Origin of the sequence: Frateuria sp. GZRe12 (genome assembly GCF_051900535.1) — a bacterium.
Taxonomy (GTDB): Bacteria; Pseudomonadota; Gammaproteobacteria; order Xanthomonadales; family Rhodanobacteraceae; genus Frateuria_A.
Genome location: NZ_JBHZGI010000001.1, coordinates 1212707 through 1234300 on the forward strand (window position 1 = coordinate 1212707; position 21594 = coordinate 1234300).

16 protein-coding genes and 1 pseudogene are annotated in these 21594 nt (G+C 67.7%); 11 read left to right on the top strand and 6 right to left on the bottom strand.

Features of this window, described 5'->3' with window-relative positions; all coding sequences use genetic code 11:
* Positions 1–16 precede the first annotated feature (16 nt).
* Positions 17–622 (top strand): sigma-70 family RNA polymerase sigma factor, encoded by a 606-nt coding sequence (locus ACFWZ4_RS05530; protein WP_439703708.1) that lies wholly within the window; start codon positions 17–19, stop codon positions 620–622.
* Entirely contained in the window at positions 619–1269 is a 651-nt protein-coding gene (locus tag ACFWZ4_RS05535; RefSeq protein ID WP_439703709.1) for a ChrR family anti-sigma-E factor, read from the top strand. The genes ACFWZ4_RS05530 and ACFWZ4_RS05535 overlap by 4 nt, the downstream gene beginning before the upstream one ends.
* A 100-nt stretch (positions 1270–1369) precedes the next feature.
* Here ACFWZ4_RS05535 and ACFWZ4_RS05540 read toward each other — a convergent pair whose 3' ends face one another.
* The 3 genes from ACFWZ4_RS05540 to ACFWZ4_RS05550 form a co-directional block, all read right to left on the bottom strand.
* A complete protein-coding gene (locus ACFWZ4_RS05540; protein WP_439703710.1) occupies positions 1370–2623 on the bottom strand; it encodes a HupE/UreJ family protein in 1254 nt (417 codons plus the stop codon).
* A complete protein-coding gene (locus tag ACFWZ4_RS05545) occupies positions 2620–3846 on the bottom strand; it encodes a hypothetical protein (RefSeq protein WP_439703711.1) in 1227 nt (408 codons plus the stop codon). The genes ACFWZ4_RS05540 and ACFWZ4_RS05545 overlap by 4 nt, the downstream gene beginning before the upstream one ends.
* A gap of 62 nt (positions 3847–3908) precedes the next feature.
* A complete protein-coding gene (locus ACFWZ4_RS05550) occupies positions 3909–5414 on the bottom strand; it encodes a DUF4331 domain-containing protein (RefSeq protein WP_439703712.1) in 1506 nt (501 codons plus the stop codon).
* 370 nt (positions 5415–5784) lie between these two features.
* Here ACFWZ4_RS05550 and ACFWZ4_RS05555 point away from each other — a divergent pair.
* The 9 genes and pseudogenes from ACFWZ4_RS05555 to ACFWZ4_RS05595 all read left to right on the top strand — a co-directional run.
* A pseudogene (locus ACFWZ4_RS05555) lies at positions 5785–6252 on the top strand (deoxyribodipyrimidine photo-lyase); the annotation flags it as partial.
* A 70-nt stretch (positions 6253–6322) separates the two neighbouring features.
* Positions 6323–6868, top strand: coding sequence for a hypothetical protein (locus tag ACFWZ4_RS05560; RefSeq protein ID WP_439703784.1), 546 nt, complete (start codon positions 6323–6325; stop codon positions 6866–6868).
* Positions 6757–7602: a DUF4041 domain-containing protein gene (locus ACFWZ4_RS05565; protein ID WP_439703781.1), complete on the top strand. Its 846-nt coding sequence runs from the start codon at positions 6757–6759 to the stop codon at positions 7600–7602. The genes ACFWZ4_RS05560 and ACFWZ4_RS05565 overlap by 112 nt, the downstream gene beginning before the upstream one ends.
* 843 nt (positions 7603–8445) lie before the next feature.
* Positions 8446–9213 (top strand): copper homeostasis protein CutC, encoded by a 768-nt coding sequence (locus ACFWZ4_RS05570; protein WP_439703713.1) that lies wholly within the window; start codon positions 8446–8448, stop codon positions 9211–9213.
* A gap of 5 nt (positions 9214–9218) precedes the next feature.
* On the top strand, positions 9219–11885 hold the full coding sequence (locus ACFWZ4_RS05575; protein ID WP_439703714.1) for a beta-mannosidase: 2667 nt from the start codon (positions 9219–9221) through the stop codon (positions 11883–11885).
* A complete protein-coding gene (locus tag ACFWZ4_RS05580) occupies positions 11882–13312 on the top strand; it encodes a glycoside hydrolase family 125 protein (protein ID WP_439703715.1) in 1431 nt (476 codons plus the stop codon). Before ACFWZ4_RS05575 ends, ACFWZ4_RS05580 begins: the two co-directional genes overlap by 4 nt.
* A gap of 64 nt (positions 13313–13376) precedes the next feature.
* The gene (locus ACFWZ4_RS05585) at positions 13377–15812 is read left to right on the top strand and encodes a GH92 family glycosyl hydrolase (RefSeq protein ID WP_439703716.1); all 2436 of its coding nucleotides are present in this window, start codon (positions 13377–13379) and stop codon (positions 15810–15812) included.
* Positions 15813–16119: 307 nt separating this feature from the next.
* On the top strand, positions 16120–17784 hold the full coding sequence (locus ACFWZ4_RS05590) for an APC family permease (protein ID WP_439703717.1): 1665 nt from the start codon (positions 16120–16122) through the stop codon (positions 17782–17784).
* A gap of 152 nt (positions 17785–17936) precedes the next feature.
* Positions 17937–18182 (top strand): DUF6582 domain-containing protein, encoded by a 246-nt coding sequence (locus ACFWZ4_RS05595; protein WP_231321380.1) that lies wholly within the window; start codon positions 17937–17939, stop codon positions 18180–18182.
* A gap of 36 nt (positions 18183–18218) precedes the next feature.
* Here the strand turns inward: ACFWZ4_RS05595 and ACFWZ4_RS05600 are convergent, their stop codons facing one another.
* From ACFWZ4_RS05600 to metX, 3 genes are read right to left on the bottom strand one after another with little or no spacing between them, the layout of a single operon-like run.
* Positions 18219–19301, bottom strand: coding sequence for a homoserine dehydrogenase (locus tag ACFWZ4_RS05600; RefSeq protein ID WP_439703718.1), 1083 nt, complete (start codon positions 19299–19301; stop codon positions 18219–18221).
* Positions 19298–20485, bottom strand: coding sequence for a cystathionine gamma-synthase (gene metB / locus ACFWZ4_RS05605; RefSeq protein ID WP_439703719.1), 1188 nt, complete (start codon positions 20483–20485; stop codon positions 19298–19300). The genes ACFWZ4_RS05600 and metB overlap by 4 nt, the downstream gene beginning before the upstream one ends.
* A 20-nt stretch (positions 20486–20505) precedes the next feature.
* Entirely contained in the window at positions 20506–21519 is a 1014-nt protein-coding gene (metX, locus tag ACFWZ4_RS05610; protein WP_439703720.1) for a homoserine O-succinyltransferase MetX, read from the bottom strand.
* Positions 21520–21594: the final 75 nt, after the last annotated feature.

The following is a 21594-nucleotide window of genomic DNA, read 5'->3' on the forward strand; positions in this document are numbered from 1 at the left end:
TGGGCGGGACCCAAGAGTGACCACGAGCAAGTTCGGCGAAGCAGCAAACGCCATGCGCGGTCCATTAGGACCCGCGATGCATGATTGGTCTGTCCAGATGGCGGCAGTGGCGTATCGGCGCGACCATGACAGCTTCATGCTCATTTACGACTATTTCGCGCCGCGCGTACGTCGTTATCTGCTGAACCACGACGCGGGAAGCGCTTTGGCTGAAGAGCTGACACAGGAGGCGCTGTTGCGCGTGTGGCAGCGCGCACACCAATACGACCCCAACCGAAGCAATGTGGGAACGTGGCTATTTCGCATAGCCCGTAACCTACATCTGGATAGAGTGCGGAAGGAGCCTGGCTGGTGCGCGACCCAGGTATATCTTGAGGACCTGGACGACGCAGCTGGTGATCGGCGGTCTACCCAAACCGAGCTATACGCAGACGAGGCCATCATTCATCAAGCTATCGAACAGTTGCCACGTATCCAGGCGCGCGTGATTCACATGTCCTACTTCGAGGCCAAGAGCCAGCAAGCGATTGCCCGGGAACTGGGCATGCCATTGGGAACGGTCAAGTCCCACTTGCGCCGCGCGTTCCTCAAGTTGCAAGCCGAACTGACAAGGAAGCCATGAGCCCCCGACACCACTTGAGTGAAGCCACGCTGCTGAGTCATGCGGCCGGAGCGCTTCCTGCCGCACTGGCGATTGTCGCGGCAACGCACCTGAGTTTTTGTGGGGCATGCCGCCGTCAGTTGCGCTTGGCTGAACGCATCGGCGGTGGACTCATGGCGCTCCAGCATGAGGCCACGCCCCCAGGTGCACGCGAAGCCATGCTGGCGCGGCTCGATGCATCGCCTGACCTCGAACCTGCCATTCAATCCAACGACGTGGCCATCCATGCCAACACGTTGCCGGCGCCATTGCACCCGTACTTCGGTCGCTCGTTGGACCGATTGGCTTGGCGTTGGATGGGCCCGGGGATGCGATGGGTCCGCACCCGGGTGGGTGAGGGCATGGTGCTCATGCTGCGTATTGCACCGGGCAAGGGCCTGCCGAAGCATGGCCATCGAGGCGGCGAACTCACCTGTGTGTTGCAAGGCGCTTATGAGGACGAATTTGGCCTTTTTTCCCCTGGCGACGTGGCGGATCTGGACAGTCATGACTGGCACCGGCCGCTCATGGCGTCAAACGTTCCCTGCATCTGCGTCGTCGGACTGGATGGAGGCCTGACCTACGAGGGATGGTTCCCAAGAGTATTGCAGCCTCTGCTAAAGCTCTGACCCATGGCCTCGCAAGTGCTCTCTGACATAGGGCAGTTCGCACGTAGGTCGCTGGCTGTGGCCGCGGCCTGGCTTGGACTAGCGTTACAGAGCTATCCGCTCAACTTGGAAGCAAAGTGCCGAAGCCGGGGATCACCAGATCGAAGGCACGTTGCACCAGCCATAGCGCGGCCACCAAGCCGATGAGCAACGAGCCAACGCGCAGCACGCCGATGCGGTAGAAGCGTGTGCGCCTCAGCAAGTACGCCAGCGGCAGGAAGGCAAGCACAATCGACTCCTGGCCAATCTCCACGCCAACATTGAAGCCGCCCAACGAGGCGGCCATTGCCGCGGGCGGCAGCTGCAGCCCGGTGAGCGCGCTCGCGAAACCCAAACCGTGGACGAAGCCGAAAGCGAAGGCGATCAGCCAGGTGCGCTGGCGCACGATCGGATAAAGGTTGTTGAGTGCGGCTACCAACACCGACAGCGCGATGCCCGATTCGACCAGCCGGCTGGGCAGCGAGACGATGTTGAGTACTGCCAGCGACAGCGTCACCGAGTGGGAAACCGTGAATGCCGAGACGATCTTGAGCACGTCCAGGAATACCGGCCAGAGGCCCGATGCCGCTTCCCAGCGGTAATGCGGTGGTTGGCCGGCCAGTGCCATCAGCGTGCCGCTACCCTCGGCGACCACCGCCCCTTTGCCCCAGCCATCGTCCATGCGGCGGCGAACCAGCACCGCCGGCAGCAGCAACGACAGCAGGAACAGGATGTGATCCAGACCAGTCCAGATGTGCCACACGCCGTCGGTGACGAAGCTGGTGAATTCGCTCCAGCGATCGGGAGTGCGCAGGTTGAGCGTGGCGGTCGGCCGGTCGGGGCCGAGAACGGCACCAGCGGTCCGCTCGCCGGCATAAAAGGTGACGATGCCCCGATGATAGGGGTCGAGGTCGGCCATCAGGCGGTAGATCACGCCCAGCGTGCTCGGAATGTTCTTGTCGCACAGCGCGTCGAAGCGCAGCACCGCGTAGGCCCCATCGGTGTGCTCGTCGATCAGTTGCGCGGTGGGCGTGAGATCGCACTGCAAGCCGTCGCCGGTGATCGCCAGCCGCTGCAGGGCGTAACGTTCGATCGCCGTGCGCCGCGACTGCACCTCGCCCCAGGTAATGGCACCGTTGTGATCGCCATCCAGGCCGATGGCGAAGTCCAGGTCGCGCAGCGCAATATCCCATTGCCCGTGGAGCACGTGGTCGTTGGCGCGGTCGGTGCGCAGGCTGAGGTAGGCGTCGCTTTCCTTGTGCGCGAACGCCACCGACGGCAGCCAGGCAAAGGCGAAGGCGAGCACGAGCACGAGCAGTACCAGGCGGGCATTCATGGCTTGGCTCTGGGCGCGGCCTGCGCCATCGCGTCGCTGCGTAGACGCGCGACCAGCCGGTCGATCGACGGATCGCTCAGGTGGGTGCGCTGGACGAAGTCGAGCGCCGGCTGTGCCGCGGCCGGCTGGTCGGCAGCCAGCGCTGCCTCCAGGTAGATCCGCACGTCCTGCGGCGCACGCTGCACGGTCCAGTTCTGTTGAGCCAGTGCCAGGGCGCGTGGGGCGTCGTGCTGCACGTGCAGCGCGAAGCCGGCCTGTTCGCGCTGGAACACGTGACTGCCGCGCGCATCCATCGCGGCGAAGCGCGCCGCCATGGCGGCGGCGTCAGCCTTGGCCTGCGGCAGGCCGAGTGCGGTCTCGGCGTAAACCTGGCGCAGGAACGAGGTGTCCGACGCCGAGTCGCCCTGCAGCAGCGCGAGGACGTCGCGCGGGCGCTGTTCGTCCAACAGGAAGTCGGCATAGTCGGCGAGCAGGAAGTTGTCGCCCGGGGTCCACTGCAAGGCTTGCTTGAAGTGCTGCTCGGCCAGCGCGGCCCTGTCCAGGCGCATCGCGGTATCGGCCATCAGTCCCTCGATCCACGCGCGGATTTCCGGTGGCGCCTTTGGACCGGGATCTTCCACCAGGCCGAGGAGCGCATAGGCCTGCGGGGCACGACCGGTCAGCATGCGCAGCGAGGCGGTGCAGATCATGCCCATGAAATCACCGCCAGTGTTGGCCAGCTTTACGCAGGCGCGGTTGGCCTCATCCATGTCGCCCTGCACCATCGCCACGGTGGCCAGCGTCAGCCAGGCCTGGGCGTTGTTGGGTTCGCGCGCGAGGATCGTGGTCAGTTCCTGCCGCGACGCCTTGAAGAAATGCCGGCTCTGCTGCACGGTCGCATGCACCAAGGCGACGGGGATCGGCGGCAACGGTCGCCGCATCCAGGGATCGATCACAGCCATCGCGCGGCCGAGGAAGCGCGCATCGCCGGTGCTGCGCGCGTAGTCGACGTAGGCCTGCGCCAGCGTCACGGCACGCTTGGCATCGTGCGGATGCCGTTGCAGGTCTAGGCGCAGTTGCTCGAAGCGGCGCACGCGCGGATCGGTGGTCGGCGGCACCTGCTGCAGCACTACGTCAGGGCTGGCCGGAATGTAGGGGGCGCGGGTCTGCGCGGCACATAGCGCCGGCAGCCACGCCAGGATCAGGAACAGCCACGGCACGCCCCCTAAGCGGCGACATGCCATGGCAAACCCGCCCGCAGTCAGGTGCCGCGCAAGCGACCGACCAGCGGGCGGGTGCGTGGCCATCAGTTCGGGTCCACGCCATTGCTGCCATTGGGCGAACCGGGCAGCGGCGGCATCAGGTACGGGAAGTGATCGAGATAGGTATCAGCGGCGTTCTCGTCACCGGTGACGACCTCAGTCGCCGCGGTCGCTCCCGGCGAGCGGGCGCCATCGGTGAAGGGCGCTCCGTTGTTGGGATCGGCGGTCTGCGCGCCGCAGTTGCCAGCGACGCCGCACAGCGCGCCCTCGGCCACGCGCAGTTCGATATCGACCACGTCGTCATACGGCCGTCGGCCGTTCGGGAAACCGGCCAGGTCGCCGCCCAGCACGCCCAGGTCGTTCTGACTCTGCGGCGGGGTCGCCGGGATCGAGGTGTTGAGCCGCTGCATCTCCGAAGGGGTGACGTGGGCCGGTTTGTTGAGTCCCGGCACGCCGGTCAGGAACACCGTGACCAGGTCGTTGCGCGGCGTGTGCGGGATGGCCGTGCTGAACAACGCGTTGAGGATGACCGGCAGCGACGGCTTGGTGACGTAAGTCAAGAACTGCGCATCGTTGCACGGCACGCTGTTGTTGAACTTGTCCTTGTCCTTCAGGCCGATCACCAGCTCGTTGACCAGTGGCATCCCCAGGCGCGAGACCTGCGTGAGGTGCGAATGCGCCGAGCCACTGTCGCCTTCACCGTGCGGGTTGATGACCCGCGTCTGCGGAATGCTGGCGGTGGTCCAGCCGCCGATGATGTGGTTGCTGCTTGAGCGTTCCAGGCAGGTCGACGGCATTTCCAGCGCCAGCGTGGTCACGTTCTTGCCCGTGAGCGGATTGCGCGCGCCATCGCGCGGCCCCAGCGGGTTGGTGTTGACGAGGTCGAATACCTCGCCCACGTTGACCACAAAACCTTCCTTGCGCTGCCCCACGAACACGCGTCCGGGCATCGAGCAGCCCGGGACCACCACGTTGTAGACGTAGCTGTCCGCGTAGCCCTGATAGTCGGCGATCGACTTGTTGCCGATGTTGTCCACCGGCTGGGTGAACATCGGCGCGCTGCCGGCGTTGTTGACCACCGGTTCGAACTTGCCATGGCCCTTGCGCACCGACACGGTGTAGCTGTCGATGCGGTTGAGTTTGCTCTGGTCGGCGGCCGATACCGGGCCGAGGTTGAGCAGCGGTACGGACGTGTAGGTTCCGGTCCCGCCGTACACCTTCAGATCCTTGTACTGGTGCTGGAACTGGAAGCGAAAGGTCAGATCGGGTTTGCCATCGCCGTTGTTGTCGACGTTGATGTCGTAGGCGGCCTGGTCGCTGAGCGGGAAGAAGTTCGGCCCGCCGGTCGGGTCCTGCAGTGGGTTGTAGTTGGCCAACAGGGTCACGTAGCCGGAGCGCTGCGGCTCGTAGCTCATGAACATGTAGAAATCGCTGGCGTCGACCTGCGGCATCGTGCTGATGAACGGTGCCTCGCGGTGGCTGGAAGCCAGCGCGGCGGCAGGAACGATCAGCCCGAGACTCAGGCACAGGCACAGGGGTTTGAGTTTCATAAGGTGTCACCTCATCGCATCGGTGCGGAAAAGCCGTGTTTCATGCAGGCGTTGCGCCCGCGATCACGGCACGTGGCTGCCGTGCAGCCCCATGAATTCCTTGCATCCACCAGAACGCGATGCTTCGACGTGGATGGCCCCGCCACCACACTTCGCCCGATAGCCCCCTCGCAACCCTCGGCTTCCTGCACAAGGTGAAAGAGGTACGCGCACGGGAATGATCGGGATGCACGCCGGTACGGCCGAGTTAAGCCGTAGTTCACCAGCGTGAGGAGGGCTTCACGACCGTCACCACCACGAGGCCTCATCGAGAACGCTCGCTCGTGCGTATGTCGAAGCCTACCTTCGATGCTTTTAGGCGCGAATACCCATGAGCACGGCCTTGGTACTTCTGCGGCGCGACTTGCGACTGGCCGACCATGCTGCCCTTCTGGCTGCCTGCCAGGGGCATGAGCAAGTCCTGCCGGTTTACGTACACCAGCCACGCGATGGGCTGCCTTGGACGCCCGGTGCAGCCAGCCGCTGGTGGCTTCATCACAGCCTGGAGGCACTGGACCGCCAGTTGGGTGCTCAGGATGGACGGCTCCACCTGGCGATGGGCGAGTGCCTGCCTACTTTGCTGCGGCTTGCCAGAACGTGCGGCGCCCGCACGGTCTACTGGACCCGCCGCTATGAGCCGGCGGCCCGCGCTGAGGATATGCAGCTGGAGGCCGCCCTGCGCGCGGACGGGATCACCGTCGAAAGCCATCCAGGCAACCTGTGGTGTGAACCATGGCAAATCGCCACCGCGCCGGATGCCCCTTACCGCGTGTCCACCCCCCTACTGACGCAAGCTGCGCCCGCAGTTGCAGCCACACCCACCGCTGCCCGCGGCCCGCGCGAAGGCCTGGGTTTGCCTGGCCGGCAGCGTGCCGGTGCACGCGTTCGGTCTGCTGCCGGCCAAGCCGTGGACCGGTGGCCTGGCCGACACCTGGCGACCGGGCGAAGCCGGCGCACAGGAAGAACTCGAGCTGTTCGTCGACGACGCCTTGGGCGACTACGCCCGCGGCCGCGATCTGCCGGCACGGCACGGTACATCGCGTCTTTCGCCGCACCTGCATTTCGGCGAGATCACTCCGCGGCAGATCCTCCACGTGATCACGGAGTGCATCGCCCGAATGCATTCCGACTGTCGCCCGGACCCGGAGCCTTATCTGCGTGAGCTCGGCTGGCGCGAGTTCGCCCATCACCTGCTTTACCACTTTCCGCACACGCCCGAGGCACCGTTCGACCGGCGCTTCGATCGCTTCGGCTGGTGCGAGGACGGATCCGCGTGGCCCGCTGGCAGCAGGGACGCACCGGTGTGCCACTGGTCGATGCCGGCATGGTGCTTGATCAACTGGCGGCCGACTACGAATTTGAGCAGGCGGGGCAGGAGCTCACACGCGCCCGCCAGCTCAGTAAGAGCCTTGTGACCGCCGAACGGGCGGCGGCGTGCGAATACGCAGAGGCGCGCCGCCGTTCGATAGCTCTTCGGTTCGTCCTGGACGCCTTCAACGGCAAGGTCGACAGCATCCTGACACGGGTCAAGAGCGACAACGTAGGCACACTGGAGCAGCAAATTCGCGATGCTTTCGGTTTCGTCAACGAGCACGGAACCGCGTTCCGGAATGCGGCAATAACGCCTGCCTACTTGGATGCCCGCCTGAGCGAGCTCAAATGGGCCTCTGCGGTCATCGTGCTCAGGGATCGCGACAAGGAAGAGCAGCGGCGGGCCCCCGAGCATATCCGTGAGGAGGAGCGCGCCAGGCGCGAGATCGAGCGTGCGCTACGGGATGCCGCGAAGGAAGAGGAAACCCTGCAGCGCGCCACGGAGAAGGCGCGGCGACAGGTTGAGGCGGCAAACGCTGACGAGAGGGCGGCGCTCGAGGCCCAGCTTGAGGCCCTGCAGAGCAAGTTGGCCGAGGCTGAGGCGCGCAATCAGCGAGCTCTATCGATGGCGCAGCAGACCAACGCTGGGCACGTGTACGTCATCTCCAACGTCGGGTCGTTTGGCGAGAACGTCCTGAAGGTCGGCATGACGCGGCGGCTGGAACCGCACGACCGCATCCGCGAGCTAGGGGACGCGAGCGTTCCATTCGGTTTCGACGTCCACGCGATGATTTGGTCGGAAGACGCCCCAGCGCTTGAGCACGCGTTGCACAAGTAATTCGTCAAGGCTCAAGTAAACAAGGTCAACCCCCGCAAGGAGTTCTTTCGGATCCCTCTGGGCGATGTTCGCGCGTGCGTCGAGCACATGGGCCTTAAGGCGATCTGGACTCTCAAGGCCGAAGCGGCACAGTTCCGCGAGACCTTGGCAATCGAATTAGCTTTGGCCAAGAATTCACCGCAGGCTGTCGACTGGTTGAGAACCCAGCTGGCGTGGGAGACCCACAACAGCGAACAGGACAACGAAGAGGAGGCTGTTAGCTTGGCTGCGGACTGACCGGCCCGCCTCGACCTCAACGCTGACCCGCGCTCTCGTCAGGAGCAGGTGCGCCAATTCCCTGTGCGAGGTGGTACTCCAACGGAGAAAGGCTGCGCTCGAGGGACTTGTGACGTGCGGTGAGGTCTGCTTCGGGTCGGAAGCGGACAAGCGATCTACGAACGGGATGCGGCGTACCCCGCAGGCTGCCTAAAAGGTGCTCCCCGGCGAGAACAAGCCCGATGGACCAAGCAATTCATTTTCATCCGAAGAGATCGTGCGTCGTTCCGGTGGCCGCGATGGGTCGAGGCTGACCCGCAGGCTCCCGCAGCTCTCACTGCGCTGCCGATGGCGTTCCCCGCTGCGGTGCCCGCCTCGGACGCCTCCGGAACATCGCCCCAGGCAAGGTCCCACGGCAGGCCAGGCGGATTACTGCAATGCGGCATGCATGCCTTGCCGGCCGATGCTACCTTGCCATATAGATCGATCTAAATGGCAGACCATCGTGGGCCATCCGCACCTGTCTCCAAGCGCATCCGCTTGCGCCACGCGCGTTGCGACCACCGTCGTTCGCGGGGCGGTGCCCTGATGCCCCCGCCTGCCGCCGCCCTGCTCGAAGTCGCCGCCAATTCGGTCGCCTCCGCGCTGGCCGCACAGGATGGTGGCGCCGGGCGGGTCGAGCTGTGCGCAGCGCTGGAGCTGGGGGGCGTGACGCCTTCCTACGCGGAGATCGCCACGGCGCGCGATCGGCTGACGATTCCTCTGTACGTGCTCATCCGCCCGCGCGCGGGCGACTTCCTCTACAACGACTTCGAGTGCGAGGTGATGCTGCGCGACGTCGAGGCCTGCGTGGCGCTGGGGTGCGATGGCGTGGTGCTCGGCGTGCTGGATGCCGAGGGCCGGGTCGACCAGGCGCGCTGCCGGGCTCTGGTCGATGCGGCCGGGCGACTGGGCGTCACGTTCCACCGCGCCTTCGACATGGTCGTCGACCAGGCGCAGGCGCTGGAAGCGGTGATCGGGCTGGGCTGCGAGCGTGTGCTCAGTTCCGGCGCGCGGGCGAGTGCGATCGAGGGCGCGGCGGCCTTGCGCGCATTGGTGGCGCAGGCGGCCGGGCGGGTGGTTGTGATGCCCGGTGCAGGCGTCCATGCAGGCAACATCGCGGCGCTCGTCCGGGCGACAAACGCGAGCGAGTTCCACGCTTCGGCGAAGCGTGCCTTGCCGTCGGGCATGCGCCATCACCAGGCAGGCCTGGAAGACATGGCCACAGGCGAGTGGCGCAGCGACAGAGCGGAAGTGCGCGCGATGGTGGCGGCGCTGCAGGATCTGGCCGCGCGCGAAATTCCGGCCTCGACCTAGCGGTCATGACGATCGCGCTTCCGTCCACCCGCACGCGCATGACGCCACGCCTGGCCTGCATCGCGGGTGCGCTGGTGCTGTTGGCGGGCCCGGGTCGTGCGGCACCGGCGACGCAACTTCTCGACCAGGGTTGGCAGGTCCGCCTGGCGCCGGGCGATGCCCGCGAGGCGGAGCACCCGCAGGCGGCACATTGGCTCGCTGCCACGGTGCCGGGTGCGGTGCAGACCGACCTGATGGCAGCCGGCCTGGCGGCCGATCCTTTCGTGGGGCGCAACGAGGCGGCGATCCAGTGGGTGGGCCTGTCCGACTGGGTCTATCGCACCCGCTTCGACGTCGACCCGGCCACGCTGGCACGCCGGCATGCCGAGCTGGTGTTCGAGGGGCTCGATACCTTCGCCGAGGTCTACCTCAACGGGCACAAGCTGCTCGACGCGGACAACATGTTCCGCCACTGGACGGTATCCGCGAAACCCTGGTTGCGGGTGGGCGCCAACACGCTGGAAGTTCGCCTGCACTCCCCCATCGAGCGCCTGCAGCCGTGGCTGAAGCGGCAGCCGTACGCGTTGCCGGGCGAGTTCGACTCGGCCTTCGGCGACGAGCCCAAGGGCCTGCAAACGGCGAACTACGTCCGCAAGGCCGCCTACCAGTACGGCTGGGACTGGGGCCCGCGCATCGTCACCGAGGGCATCTGGCAACCGGTGCATTTGGACAGCTGGGATGGGCTGCGCGTGGCCGGTTTCCATGTCGCGCAGAAACATCTGGGTGCGCAAGCCGCGCAGCTGGACGTGCAGCTGGATGTCGATGCGGACCACGACGCCCCGCTGCCGGTGGAAATAAGCGTATTCGGGCCGGATGGCCAGCCGGTCGCCCGGCAGGTTGCGGATGTCGAAGTGGTTGCGGGCCATCACCGCGTTGTCGTGCCGGTAACGATCGCCCATCCGAGGCGGTGGTACCCGGTCGGGTATGGCGCGCAGGACATGTACACGGTGCGGGTGCGGCTGGACGATGGCGGCACGCCTCTCTATGAAGGCTCGCGCCAGGTCGGCCTGCGCACGGTCGAGCTTCGGCGCGACAGGGACCGCTGGGGCCGCAGCTTCGCGTTCGTCGTCAACGGCGTCCCGATCTTCGCCAAAGGCGCGAACCTGATCCCGTTCGACAGTTTCCCTACCCGCGTGACTGACGCGCGCATGCGCCAGACGCTCGAATCGGCGCGCGCGGCCAACATGAACATGCTGCGCGTGTGGGGTGGCGGCTATTACCTGCCCGACGCGTTCTATGCGATGGCCGACCGGATGGGCCTGATGGTCTGGCAGGACTTCATGTTCGGCGGCGCCATCCCGCCGCGCGATGCGGCGTTCGTGGCGAATGTGCGGCAGGAGGCGGCGGAGCAGGTCGAGCGCCTGTCGGACCATCCCTCGATCGTGCTCTGGTGCGGCAACAACGAAGTGCAGAGCAGCTGGTTGTCGTGGGGCGACCGCAAGGCGCTGCAAGCCTCGCTCGCGCCCGCGGAAAACGAACGCATCAAGCAGGGCATGCGCGACCTCTTCGGCGACGTGCTGCGCGAGGTGGTCGCGCAACACGATCCGGACGTGCCGTATTGGCCAAGCTCGCCCAGCCAGGGCGGCGACGGCTTTGCCAACAGCCTGGACGATGGCGATTACCACTACTGGGACGTGTGGTCGGGCGAGGCGAAACCGGCCACCGCCTACCTGGACGTGACGCCGCGCTTCCAGTCCGAATATGGCCTGCAGTCGTTCCCCGACCTGCGCACGATCCGCGCGTTCGCCGGCGCGGGACCATTGCAGGCGGATTCGCCGGTGCTGCGCGCGCACCAGAAGTTCGACGGTGGCAACGGCAACCGGCGCCTGCTCGACTACGTGCGGCGCGAATACGGCGAGCCGAAGAATTTTCCCGCGCTGGTGTACCTGAGCCAGGTGATGCAGGCCGACGGGATCGCGCTCGCGGCCGAACACCTGCGCGCGGCGCGCCCGCGGTCGATGGGCTCGCTGTACTGGCAGCTCAACGACCTGTGGCCCGGCGTGACCTGGTCCAGCATCGATACCTACGGGCGGTGGAAGGCGCTGCAGTTCCGTGCCCGGCGCTTCTATGCGCCGCTGCTGGTGGCGGCGCTGCGGCACGAAGGGACCACCACCGTGTCGCTGGTTTCCGATCGCACGACCGCGCTCGACGCCCGATGGCGGCTGCGACTGATGGATTTCGCCGGCAAGGTGCTGCGTGAGGCGTCCCACGATGTCACGCTGGCGCCGCTGGCCAGCACGCAAGTCGCCCGATACAGCGACGCGCAGTTGCTCGATGGTGCGGACCCGCGCGCCACCTTCGCGGTGTTCGAACTGATCGAGGACGGCAAGCCCATCTCCCGCAACCTGGTGTTCTTCGCCCTGCCGAAGGACCTTCGGCTTCCGCAGCCGCATGTCCACGCGCAACTCACCCCGTCAGCCACGGGCTACACCCTGACGCTTGCCGCCGATGCGCTGGCGCGCGACGTGTGGGTTTCCTTCGGCGATCTCAATGCCGATCTGTCGGACAACAGCTTCGACCTGCTGCCGGGCGAGCCCGTCACGCTGGACGTGACCAGCAAGGCTTCGGCGGCAGCGCTCCGGCAAGCCCTGCAGGTGCAGGACCTTGCGCATGCCATGGGAACCCCGCCATGACCACCCGCCGCGACTTCCTCAAACTGCTCGGCACCACGGCCGCCGCCGGCGCCATCGGCAACGTCGCTATGGCTCGCACTCCCGGCAGCTACGCCAGCAAGCGCCCGCCTTCGGGCAAGCGACGCTTCACCAGCGACGCGGTGGAACGCGAGCTGGCGCGCGTGCAGGCACTGGTCGGTGATCCCAAGCTCGCCTGGATGTTCGCCAACTGCTACCCGAACACGCTCGACACCACGGTCGAGCTGGGCACGCTGGAAGGCAAGCCGGACACGTTCGTGATCACCGGCGACATCGAGGCGATGTGGCTGCGCGATTCCTCCGCGCAGGTCGCGCCGTACCTGCCGCTGGCGAAGCAGGACCGCGCATTGCAGCGGCTCTTCCATGGGCTGATCCAGCGCCAGGCGCGGTGCATCCGCATCGATCCCTACGCCAACGCGTTCATGCCCGATCCGCGTGCGCAACCGCTGTCGTGGGCTCGCCAGGACCAGACCGACATGAAGCCGGGCGTGGGCGAGCGCAAATGGGAGATCGATTCGCTGTGCTGGCCGATCCGACTCGCGCACGGCTATTGGCGGGCGACCGGCGACGCGGCCCCGTTCGACGATGACTGGCGCGCGGCCATGCGCGTGGTCGTGAAAACGTTCCGCGAGCAACAGCGCAAGCACGGCCACGGCCCGTACCACTTCCAGCGAACCAGCGACCGACCCACGGAAACGCAGGCGCTGGAAGGCTACGGCAACCCGACCCGGCCCAACGGCATGATCCATTCGGCGTTCCGGCCCTCGGACGACGCCTGCCTGTATCCGCTGTTCGTCCCGGCCAACCTGTTTGCCGTGACCTCCCTGCGCCAGCTCGCCGCGATGAGCCGCGCGATCCACCGCGACGCCAGCTTCGCCGACGAATGCACTGCACTGGCCGATGAAGTCGAACAGGCCACCCATCGCGACGGCCGCCTGCAGGATGCCGCAGGCGACTACTGGGCCTACGAGATCGACGGCTACGGCAACCGGCTCTTCATGGACGACGCCAACGCGCCGGGCCTGCTCAGCCTGCCCTACCTCGGATGCTGCGCGACGGACAATCCGCTCTACCGTCGCACCCGCGAGCGCGCCTGGAGCGGACACAACCCGTATTTCTTCCGCGGCAGCGCGGCCGAGGGCATCGGCGGGCCACACGAGGGGCTGCGCATGATCTGGCCGATGGCGATCACCATGCGCGCGCTGACCAGCAGCGATCCGACCGAGATCCGCCAGTGCCTGCGCTGGTTGCGCGATACCGACGCGGGCACCGGCTTCATGCACGAAGCGTTCGACCAGGACGATCCGGCGCATTTCACGCGAGCGTGGTTCGCCTGGGCCAACAGCCTGTTCGGCGAGCTAATCGTCAAGCTCGCCAAGACGCGGCCCGCGCTGCTGCGCAACCCGTGAATCCACTTTCCACCCCAAGGCCGGCATCCGTGGTGCCGCCCACCGACCCACAGGAGAACTCGACATGGTGACCCGCAGACACTTCCTGCAAGGCATGGGCGCCCTGGCCGCACTGGGCGGGGCCGGCGCATTGCCGGGCTTCGCGATGAGCCGGCCGGGCGTCGCCCGCTCATCGATGGGCGCCGGCGAGGGCGTGTCACGCTACGTCGACGTGTTCGTCGGCACCGGCGGGCATGGCCATACCTTCCCCGGCGCCGCGCTGCCCTACGGCATGGTGCAATTGAGCCCCGACACCAACGACGCCGGTTGGGACGCCTGCTCGGGCTATCACCAGCGCGACGGGTCGATCATGGGCTTCTCGCACACGCACCTGTCCGGCACCGGCGCCAGCGACATGCTGGACGTGCTGGTGATGCCGGCCCAGGGGCCGGTGTTGCTGCAACCGGGCGAGCGCGGGCTGCCGGACAAGAACTACCAGTCGCACTTCGACGAAGCGGCGTTCGCGAGCACGCGGTTGCCGCCCGATGCGGTCGGCAAACCCGGCCATGGCTACCGCTCGCGCTACGACGGCGAGCAGGCGCGGCCCGGCTACTACCGCGTGCACCTGACCGACCACGACATCCTGGCCGAGCTGACCGCCACGCTGCGCGCCGGCCTGCACCGCTACACGTTCCGCGGCCAGGGCGACGGGCATCTGCTGGTCGACCTCGCGCACGGCTACCACGACGACGCCAAGGTGCCGTCCAAGGTAAGCGATGCCACGCTCGAGCTGATCGGCGACGACCTGCTGGTCGGCAGCCGGCGCGTGCACCAGTGGGCCAATGGGCGCTACATGCATTTCGCCATTAAGCTCTCGCGTCCGGTCGCGCGCACCACGCTGTACGCCGAGGACGCACCGCTGCCCACCGGCTCGCGCAAGGTGCACGGCAAGCACCTGAAGGCGGCGCTGCATTTCACCGACGTGGCGCGCGAGCCACTGCTGGTGAAGGTCGGCATCTCTGCGGTCGACATCGACGGCGCGCGGCGAAACCTGGAATCCGAAGTCCCCGGGTGGGACTTCGAGGGCGTGCAGCAGCAAGCTTCCGACACCTGGGAACGCGAACTCTCGCGCATCCGCGTCGACAGCCCGTCGGAGCCGGTCAAGCGCACCTTCTACAGCGCGCTGTACCACACCATGCTGGCGCCCACGCTGTTCAGCGACGTCGACGGTCGTTATCGCGGCATGGACCTGAAGGTCCACGAGCTGCCGCAGGGTCGGCACAACTACAGCACCTATTCGTTGTGGGATACCTACCGCGCGTTGCATCCGCTGCTGACGCTGTTCCAGCCCGCGCGCGTGCCCGACCTGGTCGATGGCCTGGTGCGGATGGCGGCGGAGAGCCCGGACGGCCCGCCCGTGTGGCCGCTGCAGGGCGTGGAAACCGGCTGCATGATCGGCTACCACTCCGCCGTGGTGATCGCCGAGGCCCAGGCCAAGGGTTTCACCGGCATCGACTACGCCAAGGCCTGGCCGCTCTACCGCAAGCGCGCGATGGAGGATGACTACCGGGGCCTCGCGTACTACCGCAAGCTGGGCTTCATCCCCAGCGACAAGGAATGGGAGGGCGCCAGCAAGACGCTCGAATACGCCTACGACGACTGGGCGATGGCCAGCCTGGCCGAAGCGACGGGTGCGCACGAGGATGCAAAGCACTTGCGCGAGCGCTCGCGCAATTACCGCAACCTGTTCGACAAGAAGCTGGCGTTCGTCCGCCCGCGTGGCAGCGACGGAAAGTGGCTGGAACCGTTCGATCCGCGCGCCATGGGCCACGGCGACAAGTGGCGCGACTTCACCGAGTCCAACGCCTGGGAAGCGACCTTCCTCAACCAGCACGACCTGTACGGCTACATGCCGCTGTTCGGCGGCGAGCAGGCGTTCGAGCGCAAGCTCGACGAGTTGTTCGAAACCAGTTCGGCGCTGCCGGGCGACGCGCCACCGGACATCGCCGGCATGGTCGGCCAGTACGCGCACGGCAACGAACCCAGCCACCACGTGGCCTACCTGTACGCGTACACCGGCGCGCACCACAAGACGCAGGCGCGCGTGCGCATGCTGCTGGAAAAGATGTACCGGCCCGAGCCGGACGGACTGGCCGGCAACGAGGACTGCGGACAGACCAGTGCGTGGTACGTACTGGGGGCGCTGGGGCTGTATGCGGTCGATCCGGTGAGCACGAACTACGTGTTCGGCAGCCCGATGCTCGATCAGGCCGAGGTGATGCTGGCCGGCGACAGGAAGCTGGTGGTGCGCACGCACGGCAACGGGCCGGACAAGCCCTACATCCAGGCGGTGCGCTGGAACGGCAAGCCATGGACGAAGAGCTGGATCAGCCACGCGGAGCTGGCCGCCGGTGGCACGCTGGAGTTCGAGATGGGGGCGACACCCAATCTGAAGTTCGGCGCGGCCCCGGCGGATCGGCCGCCGTCGTTCGGGCAGGCGGCCCCCGCCTCGGAGAGCTAGTTCCGGCGAGCGGGCTGGGGTAGGCGTCTCGGCTGCGCCTGCGCTCGCTGCGAACGGAAATAGGAAGCCCCTTTCCGGGAGAGGGGTTGCAGGTGAGCGTTCGGTATCGCCAATCGGCACGCTCGGCCCGAACCCTCTCCCGGCCTTCGAGCCGGTACCGAGGAGAGGGACGCAGACATCTCGCGACCACAACCGGACATCCGGACGTCCACAAACCATGTAGCCGCCGCCGCAGGTGACATGCCCGGCCCACTTTGCGACCATCACCGCTTTGGCGCTCAGCGCCTGGCAGACACAGGGGCCCTCGATGGCGAACCAGACTTCCATCCGGCGTGACGTCGGTCCTTTCGCACTCATGTTCACCGGCCTGGGCTCGATCATCGGCTCGGGCTGGCTGTTCGGCGCGTGGAACGCCGCCAAGCTCGCCGGCCCCGGCGCGATCTGGGCCTGGGTGCTCGGCGCGGCAATCATCCTGTCCATCGCGCTGACCTACGCCGAGCTGGGTGCGATGTTCCCCGAGTCCGGCGGCATGGTGCGCTACGGCCACTATTCGCACGGCTCGCTGGTCGGCTTCATCGCGGCGTGGGCGAACTGGATCGCGATCGTCTCGGTGATCCCGGTCGAGGCGGAAGCCTCGGTGCAGTACATGGCCGGCTGGAAGTGGCAATGGGCGCAGGATCTCTACCACGCCGTGCCCGGCCAGCACGGCGAGCTGAGCCAGCTGGGCGTGGCGATCGCCGGCGTGCTGGTGATCGTCTACTTCCTGCTCAACTACTGGAGCGTCAAGCTGTTCGCCCGCTCCAACAGCCTTATCACGCTCGTCAAGCTGATCATCCCGGCCGCCACCGGCGTGGCGCTGATCGCCAGCGGCTTCCATGGCGAGAACCTCGAGGTCGGCGCGACCGGCGGCAGCCACGCCAACGATTTCGCGGCGATCCTCACCGCGGTGGCCACCGCCGGCATCGTGTTCAGCTTCAACGGTTTCCAGAGCCCGGTGAACCTGGCCGGCGAGGCACGCAACCCGGGGCGCAGCATCCCGTTCGCGATCATCGGCGCGATCCTGCTGGCCACGGTGGTCTATGTGCTCCTGCAGATCGCCTATCTCGGCGCGGTGCCGCCGGACCTGCTGGCCCAGGCCGGCTGGCGGGGCATCAACTTCAGTTCGCCGTTCGCCGAGCTGGCGGTGCTGGTCAACCTCAACTGGCTGGCGATCCTGCTCTATGCCGACGCCTTCGTCAGCCCCAGCGGCACCGGCATGACCTACACCGCCACCACCGCCCGCATGATCTACGGCATGGAGCGCAACGGCACGCTGCCGCGCATCTTCGGCCGCATCGATCCGAAGTCCGGCGTGCCGCGTCCGGCGATGTGGCTGAACCTGGTGGTGTCGTTCCTGTTCCTGTTCTTCTTCCGCGGCTGGGACTCGCTGGCCGCGGTGATCTCGGTGGCGACGATCATTTCGTACCTGACCGGCCCGGTCAGCGTGATGACCCTGCGCCGCACCGCGCCGGAACTGCACCGCCCGTTCAAGCTGGCCGGCCTTCCGGTCATCGCCGGCATCGCCTTCATCATGTCGGCCGAGTTGCTGTACTGGGCCAAGTGGCCGCTGACCGGCGAGATCATCCTGCTGATGGTGGTCGCCCTTCCGGTGTACTTCTACTACACCGCCAAGCACGGCTGGCACGAGTTCGGGCGGCACCTGAAGGGCGCGTGGTGGCTGATCGCGTACCTGATCACGCTGGCGGTGGTGTCGAAGATCGGCAGCGCCAAGTTCGGCGGCCTGGACTACATCCCGTACGGCTACGACCTCGCCGTGGTCGCGGTGATCGGCCTGGTGTTCTACCTGTGGGGCGTGGCGTCGGGCTGGCGCACGCCGGCGATCGAAGCCGAGCGCGAGCAGGCGGCGCAGCATCCCGATGCGCTGCAGATCCCGCCGGACGAGGAAGAGGCCGAGAAGATCACCGGCCGCTGATCGGAACCTGCGAAACCACCGAACGCGCGGCGACGAGCCGCGCGTTTTTTATTGCCCCAAGGCGGCGCTCACACCCTCCATACGCATGGCTTACGGGGTACGCGACACCATTCCGCATCGCCCCTCGCGGGCACCACCTGCGGAGCACTCCGATGGCAGAGCTCGATAGCGACAAACGGGATGACCTGTCCCGCGGCAGTTTCGCCTTTCCCGACCAGCGCAAGGAGCCGCTGGAGGACGCCAGCCACGTTCGCAACGCCATTGCGCGCTTCGACCAGGTCAAGGGCGTCAGCGACGACGACCGCGATGAGGCGTGGAAGCGCATCAAGGCGGCGGCGAAGAAGTTCGACGTGGAAGTGAGCGAAAAAAGCTGGCGGGAGCTGGGCAAGAAGTCCTGATCGACGGCCATCCCGGCGTGTTTCGCCCAGGAGGGGTCAACCTAGCTCACGGGCGCCAACCGCCAGGGCATCGCCAAGCAACGCCTGCGCGGTGACTTCCGGCCCCGCCCCCGGGCCCTGGATCACCAAGGGCTGGACGTTGTACCGGGTGGTAGTGAGGGCGAACTGATTGTCGGTGCCAGACAGCCGCGCGGACGGATGCGCGGGCGGTACCTCGACCAGCCCGACGCGTGCGCGGCCGCGCGGGTCGAGACGGGCCAGGAAGCGCAGCACGTTCCCGCGCGCGGCGGCCTGCGCGTGGCGCTCGGCGAATGGCGCGTCGAGCTCGGACAGCCGATCGAGGAATGTGGCGGTGTCCACCTCGCGCAGCGCAGGCGGCACCAGGCTTTCCACCTCCACCTCCTCGCTTCCCAGCGCAAAGCCGGCATGCCGGGCGAGGATCAGCAGCTTGCGCGCGACGTCTTCGCCGGACAGGTCCGAGCGCGGATCGGGTTCGGTGTAGCCGAGAGCGCGCGCTTCGGCCAGCAGTGCGGAGAATGGGCGGCTGCCGTCGTACTGGTTGAACAGGTACGACAGGGAACCGGAGAACACGCCCTCCAGCGTGAGCAGGCTGTCGCCGCAGACACGCAGCCGACGCAGGGTGGAAAGCACCGGCAGCCCCGCGCCGACGGTGGCCGCGTCGCCATAACTCGCGCCGTGGGCGAGCGCCGCCTGCAGCGCGCGCCAGCCGGCCAGCTCCCCACCGGCCAGCGCCTTGTTCGCGGTGACGACGTGGTAGCCCTGCGCCAGCCACGCCGCGTGCCGCGCGGCGAGTGCCGCGCTGGCCGTGGCGTCGACGATCACCCTGACCGGCGCGCCGCTGGCATCCAGCGCGGCGAACAACGCAGCGTCATCGCGCGGTCCGCCCTCGCCGCGCAGCTGCTCGCGCAGGTTGCGTTGCGCGAGCCGCCGCGGGTCGGTCTGCTGGTGCCGCGAGTTGGCCGCGCCGACCAGCCGCAGCGCCGCCGCCGCCGGCGTATCGAGCAGCTTGAGCAACGCGCCGCCGACCACGCCGGTGCCCAGCAGAACCACGGCGATGGCAGGGGATGGACGCGGACAGTCGGCCAGTACCGCACTCATGCGCTCACCCGGCGTTTGGACGGCTGAACGGAAGCCGCGCGGTCGAGCGCGCGCGCAAGGTCGAGCAGCAGGTCGTCGCCATCCTCGATGCCCACCGAGACGCGCAGCAGCGTGTCGGCGATGCCGGCGTTGCGGCGTGCCTCCGGCGCCATCGCGGCGTGGGTCATCGAAGCCGGATGCGCGATCAGGCTCTCCACGCCACCGAGCGATTCGGCCAGCGAGAAGAACGCAAGCCCATCGACCAGTGCCGCGACGCCCGCCTCGTCGCCGGCCAGCTCGAAGCTCAGCATGGCGCCGAAACCCTGCTGCTGGCGCGCCGCCAGCGCGTGCCCGGGATGGCCCGGCAGCCCGGGGTAGTGCACCGCGCTCACCGCGGGGTGCAGCGCGAGGAATTCGGCGATGCGCAGCGCATTCTCCTGGTGCTGGCGCAGGCGCACCGCCAGCGTGCGCAGGCCGCGCAGGGTAAGGAAGCTGTCGAACGGCGCGCCGGTCAGGCCCAGGCAGTTGCCCCACCACTTGAGCTGGTCGGCCACCGCGGCATCACGCGCCACCACCGCGCCACCGACCACGTCGCTGTGGCCGTTGATGTACTTGGTGGTCGAGTGCACCACCACGTCCGCGCCAAGCGCCAGCGGCTGCTGCAACGCCGGCGAGAGGAAGGTGTTGTCCACCACCAGCAGCGCGCCGACGGCGTGCGCAGCCTGTGCGACGTGGCGGATGTCGGTGATCCGCAGCAGCGGGTTGGAGGGCGTCTCCACCCAGACAAGCGCCGGCTTGCGTGCCAGACCCGCGGCCAGCGTGGCGGCGTCGGTGAGGTCGGCGAAGGCCAGCTCGAAGCGGCCCTTCTTCGCCCAGGCATCGAGCAGCCGCCACGTGCCGCCGTAGCAGTCGTGCGCCGCAAGGACGAGGCCACCGGCGGGCACCAGCTCCAGCGCCAGCGCGACCGCCGCCATGCCGCTGGCGGTCACTACCGCGCCGGCGCCCAGTTCCAGTTCCGCCAATGCGTTGCCCAGCAGGTCGCGCGTGGGGTTGCCGCTGCGCGAGTAGTCGTACGGCCGCTTGCCGCCCAGTCCGTCGAAGCTGTAGTTGGTCGACAGGTGCAGCGGCGGCACGATGGCGCCGTGTTGCGTGTCGGTTTCGATGCCGGCGCGCACGGCGCGGGTACAGGGGGCCGATTCGCTCATGGGGAATGCTCCGTGGGGTTTCAGGCCAGCGCGGCGCGCAGCAGCGGCGCGAGCTGGTGGGTTTCCTTGAGGAAGCCGTCGTGCCCATAGGGCGACTCGAGGACTTCCAGCGTGGTGGGGCCATGCAGGCGCCGCTGCAGTTCGCACAGATCGGCCAGCGGCACCAGAAGGTCGGAGGCGAAGCCGACCAGCGTGGCAGGCGTGGGAATGCGCTCGGGCGTGACGTCGTGCAGGTCGATCGATTCGGACAGGGCGAGGAAGCGGCCGGCATCGAAGCGCTCGATGAAGCGGCGGCCCTGGTGCTCCAGGTAGTCCTCCACCGGCAGGCGGAAACGGCCGTCGCGGAATTCGGGCGCACCGGCGAACCGGCGGCCGAACTCCTCCCGCCCGCGGTAGGTGGTGACCGCAAGCTGGCGCGCCAGGCCGAGGGCCTCGTCCGCCTGCCCGCTGGCGAGGCCCAGCCGCACGATGCCGCGCTGCACGCTGCGCTGGGCCGACGCCAGCGGGTGCGGGCGATGGGCGCCGGCCAGCACGACCAGCCGGTCCAGCGCGCGTGGATGACGGGCGGCAAAGGCCAGCGCCACCATCGCGCCGTAGGAGGCGCCGACGAAAGCATGCGCGCGGTGGATGCCCAGCGCGTCGAGCAGCGCGGCCAAAGCATCGGCCTGGTCTTCGCTGGAGATCGCCTCGACACCCAGGTCGCCAGGCGCCAGCCAGTCGATCGAGAGCACGCGGCAACGGTCCAGGTCGACCGCGGCGCCGGCGTCGACCAGCGCCTGCCACCAGCCGCCCGAACCGTCGAAGGCGGTGACGTCACGGCTGGCCGAGATGCCGCCCTGCACGATCACCGTCGGCGCGTCGGCAGCGCCGCACCAGAGGTAGCGAACGTCGACCGTGTGCGCGCCGTTGCCGTACTTGGGCGAAAGCGTCAGCCGCCGCGTGCTGCGCTGGGCGGTGAGCCCACCTGCGCGGGCGTCCACCCGTGGCGGTGCGGCGGCGGGCGATACGGGCAGGGGCAGCGGCTGGGCGGTCATGCGGTTCTCCGTGGCATCGCCTGCGGGAACCGGAAAGGTCGCCGTCCCCCGCCGACGGTTGCACGTCGGCGACGA

Coding starts and splice junctions, on each gene's coding strand:
- ACFWZ4_RS05535 (WP_439703709.1), top strand. CDS start 619: ATGAGCCCCCGACACCACTTGAGTGAAGCCACGCTGCTGAGTCATGCG.
- ACFWZ4_RS05540 (WP_439703710.1), bottom strand. CDS start 2,623: ATGAATGCCCGCCTGGTACTGCTCGTGCTCGTGCTCGCCTTCGCCTTT.
- ACFWZ4_RS05545 (WP_439703711.1), bottom strand. CDS start 3,846: ATGGCATGTCGCCGCTTAGGGGGCGTGCCGTGGCTGTTCCTGATCCTG.
- ACFWZ4_RS05550 (WP_439703712.1), bottom strand. CDS start 5,414: ATGAAACTCAAACCCCTGTGCCTGTGCCTGAGTCTCGGGCTGATCGTT.
- ACFWZ4_RS05570 (WP_439703713.1), top strand. CDS start 8,446: ATGCCCCCGCCTGCCGCCGCCCTGCTCGAAGTCGCCGCCAATTCGGTC.
- ACFWZ4_RS05575 (WP_439703714.1), top strand. CDS start 9,219: ATGACGATCGCGCTTCCGTCCACCCGCACGCGCATGACGCCACGCCTG.
- ACFWZ4_RS05580 (WP_439703715.1), top strand. CDS start 11,882: ATGACCACCCGCCGCGACTTCCTCAAACTGCTCGGCACCACGGCCGCC.
- ACFWZ4_RS05585 (WP_439703716.1), top strand. CDS start 13,377: ATGGTGACCCGCAGACACTTCCTGCAAGGCATGGGCGCCCTGGCCGCA.
- ACFWZ4_RS05590 (WP_439703717.1), top strand. CDS start 16,120: ATGGCGAACCAGACTTCCATCCGGCGTGACGTCGGTCCTTTCGCACTC.
- ACFWZ4_RS05595 (WP_231321380.1), top strand. CDS start 17,937: ATGGCAGAGCTCGATAGCGACAAACGGGATGACCTGTCCCGCGGCAGT.
- ACFWZ4_RS05600 (WP_439703718.1), bottom strand. CDS start 19,301: ATGAGTGCGGTACTGGCCGACTGTCCGCGTCCATCCCCTGCCATCGCC.
- metB (WP_439703719.1), bottom strand. CDS start 20,485: ATGAGCGAATCGGCCCCCTGTACCCGCGCCGTGCGCGCCGGCATCGAA.
- metX (WP_439703720.1), bottom strand. CDS start 21,519: ATGACCGCCCAGCCGCTGCCCCTGCCCGTATCGCCCGCCGCCGCACCG.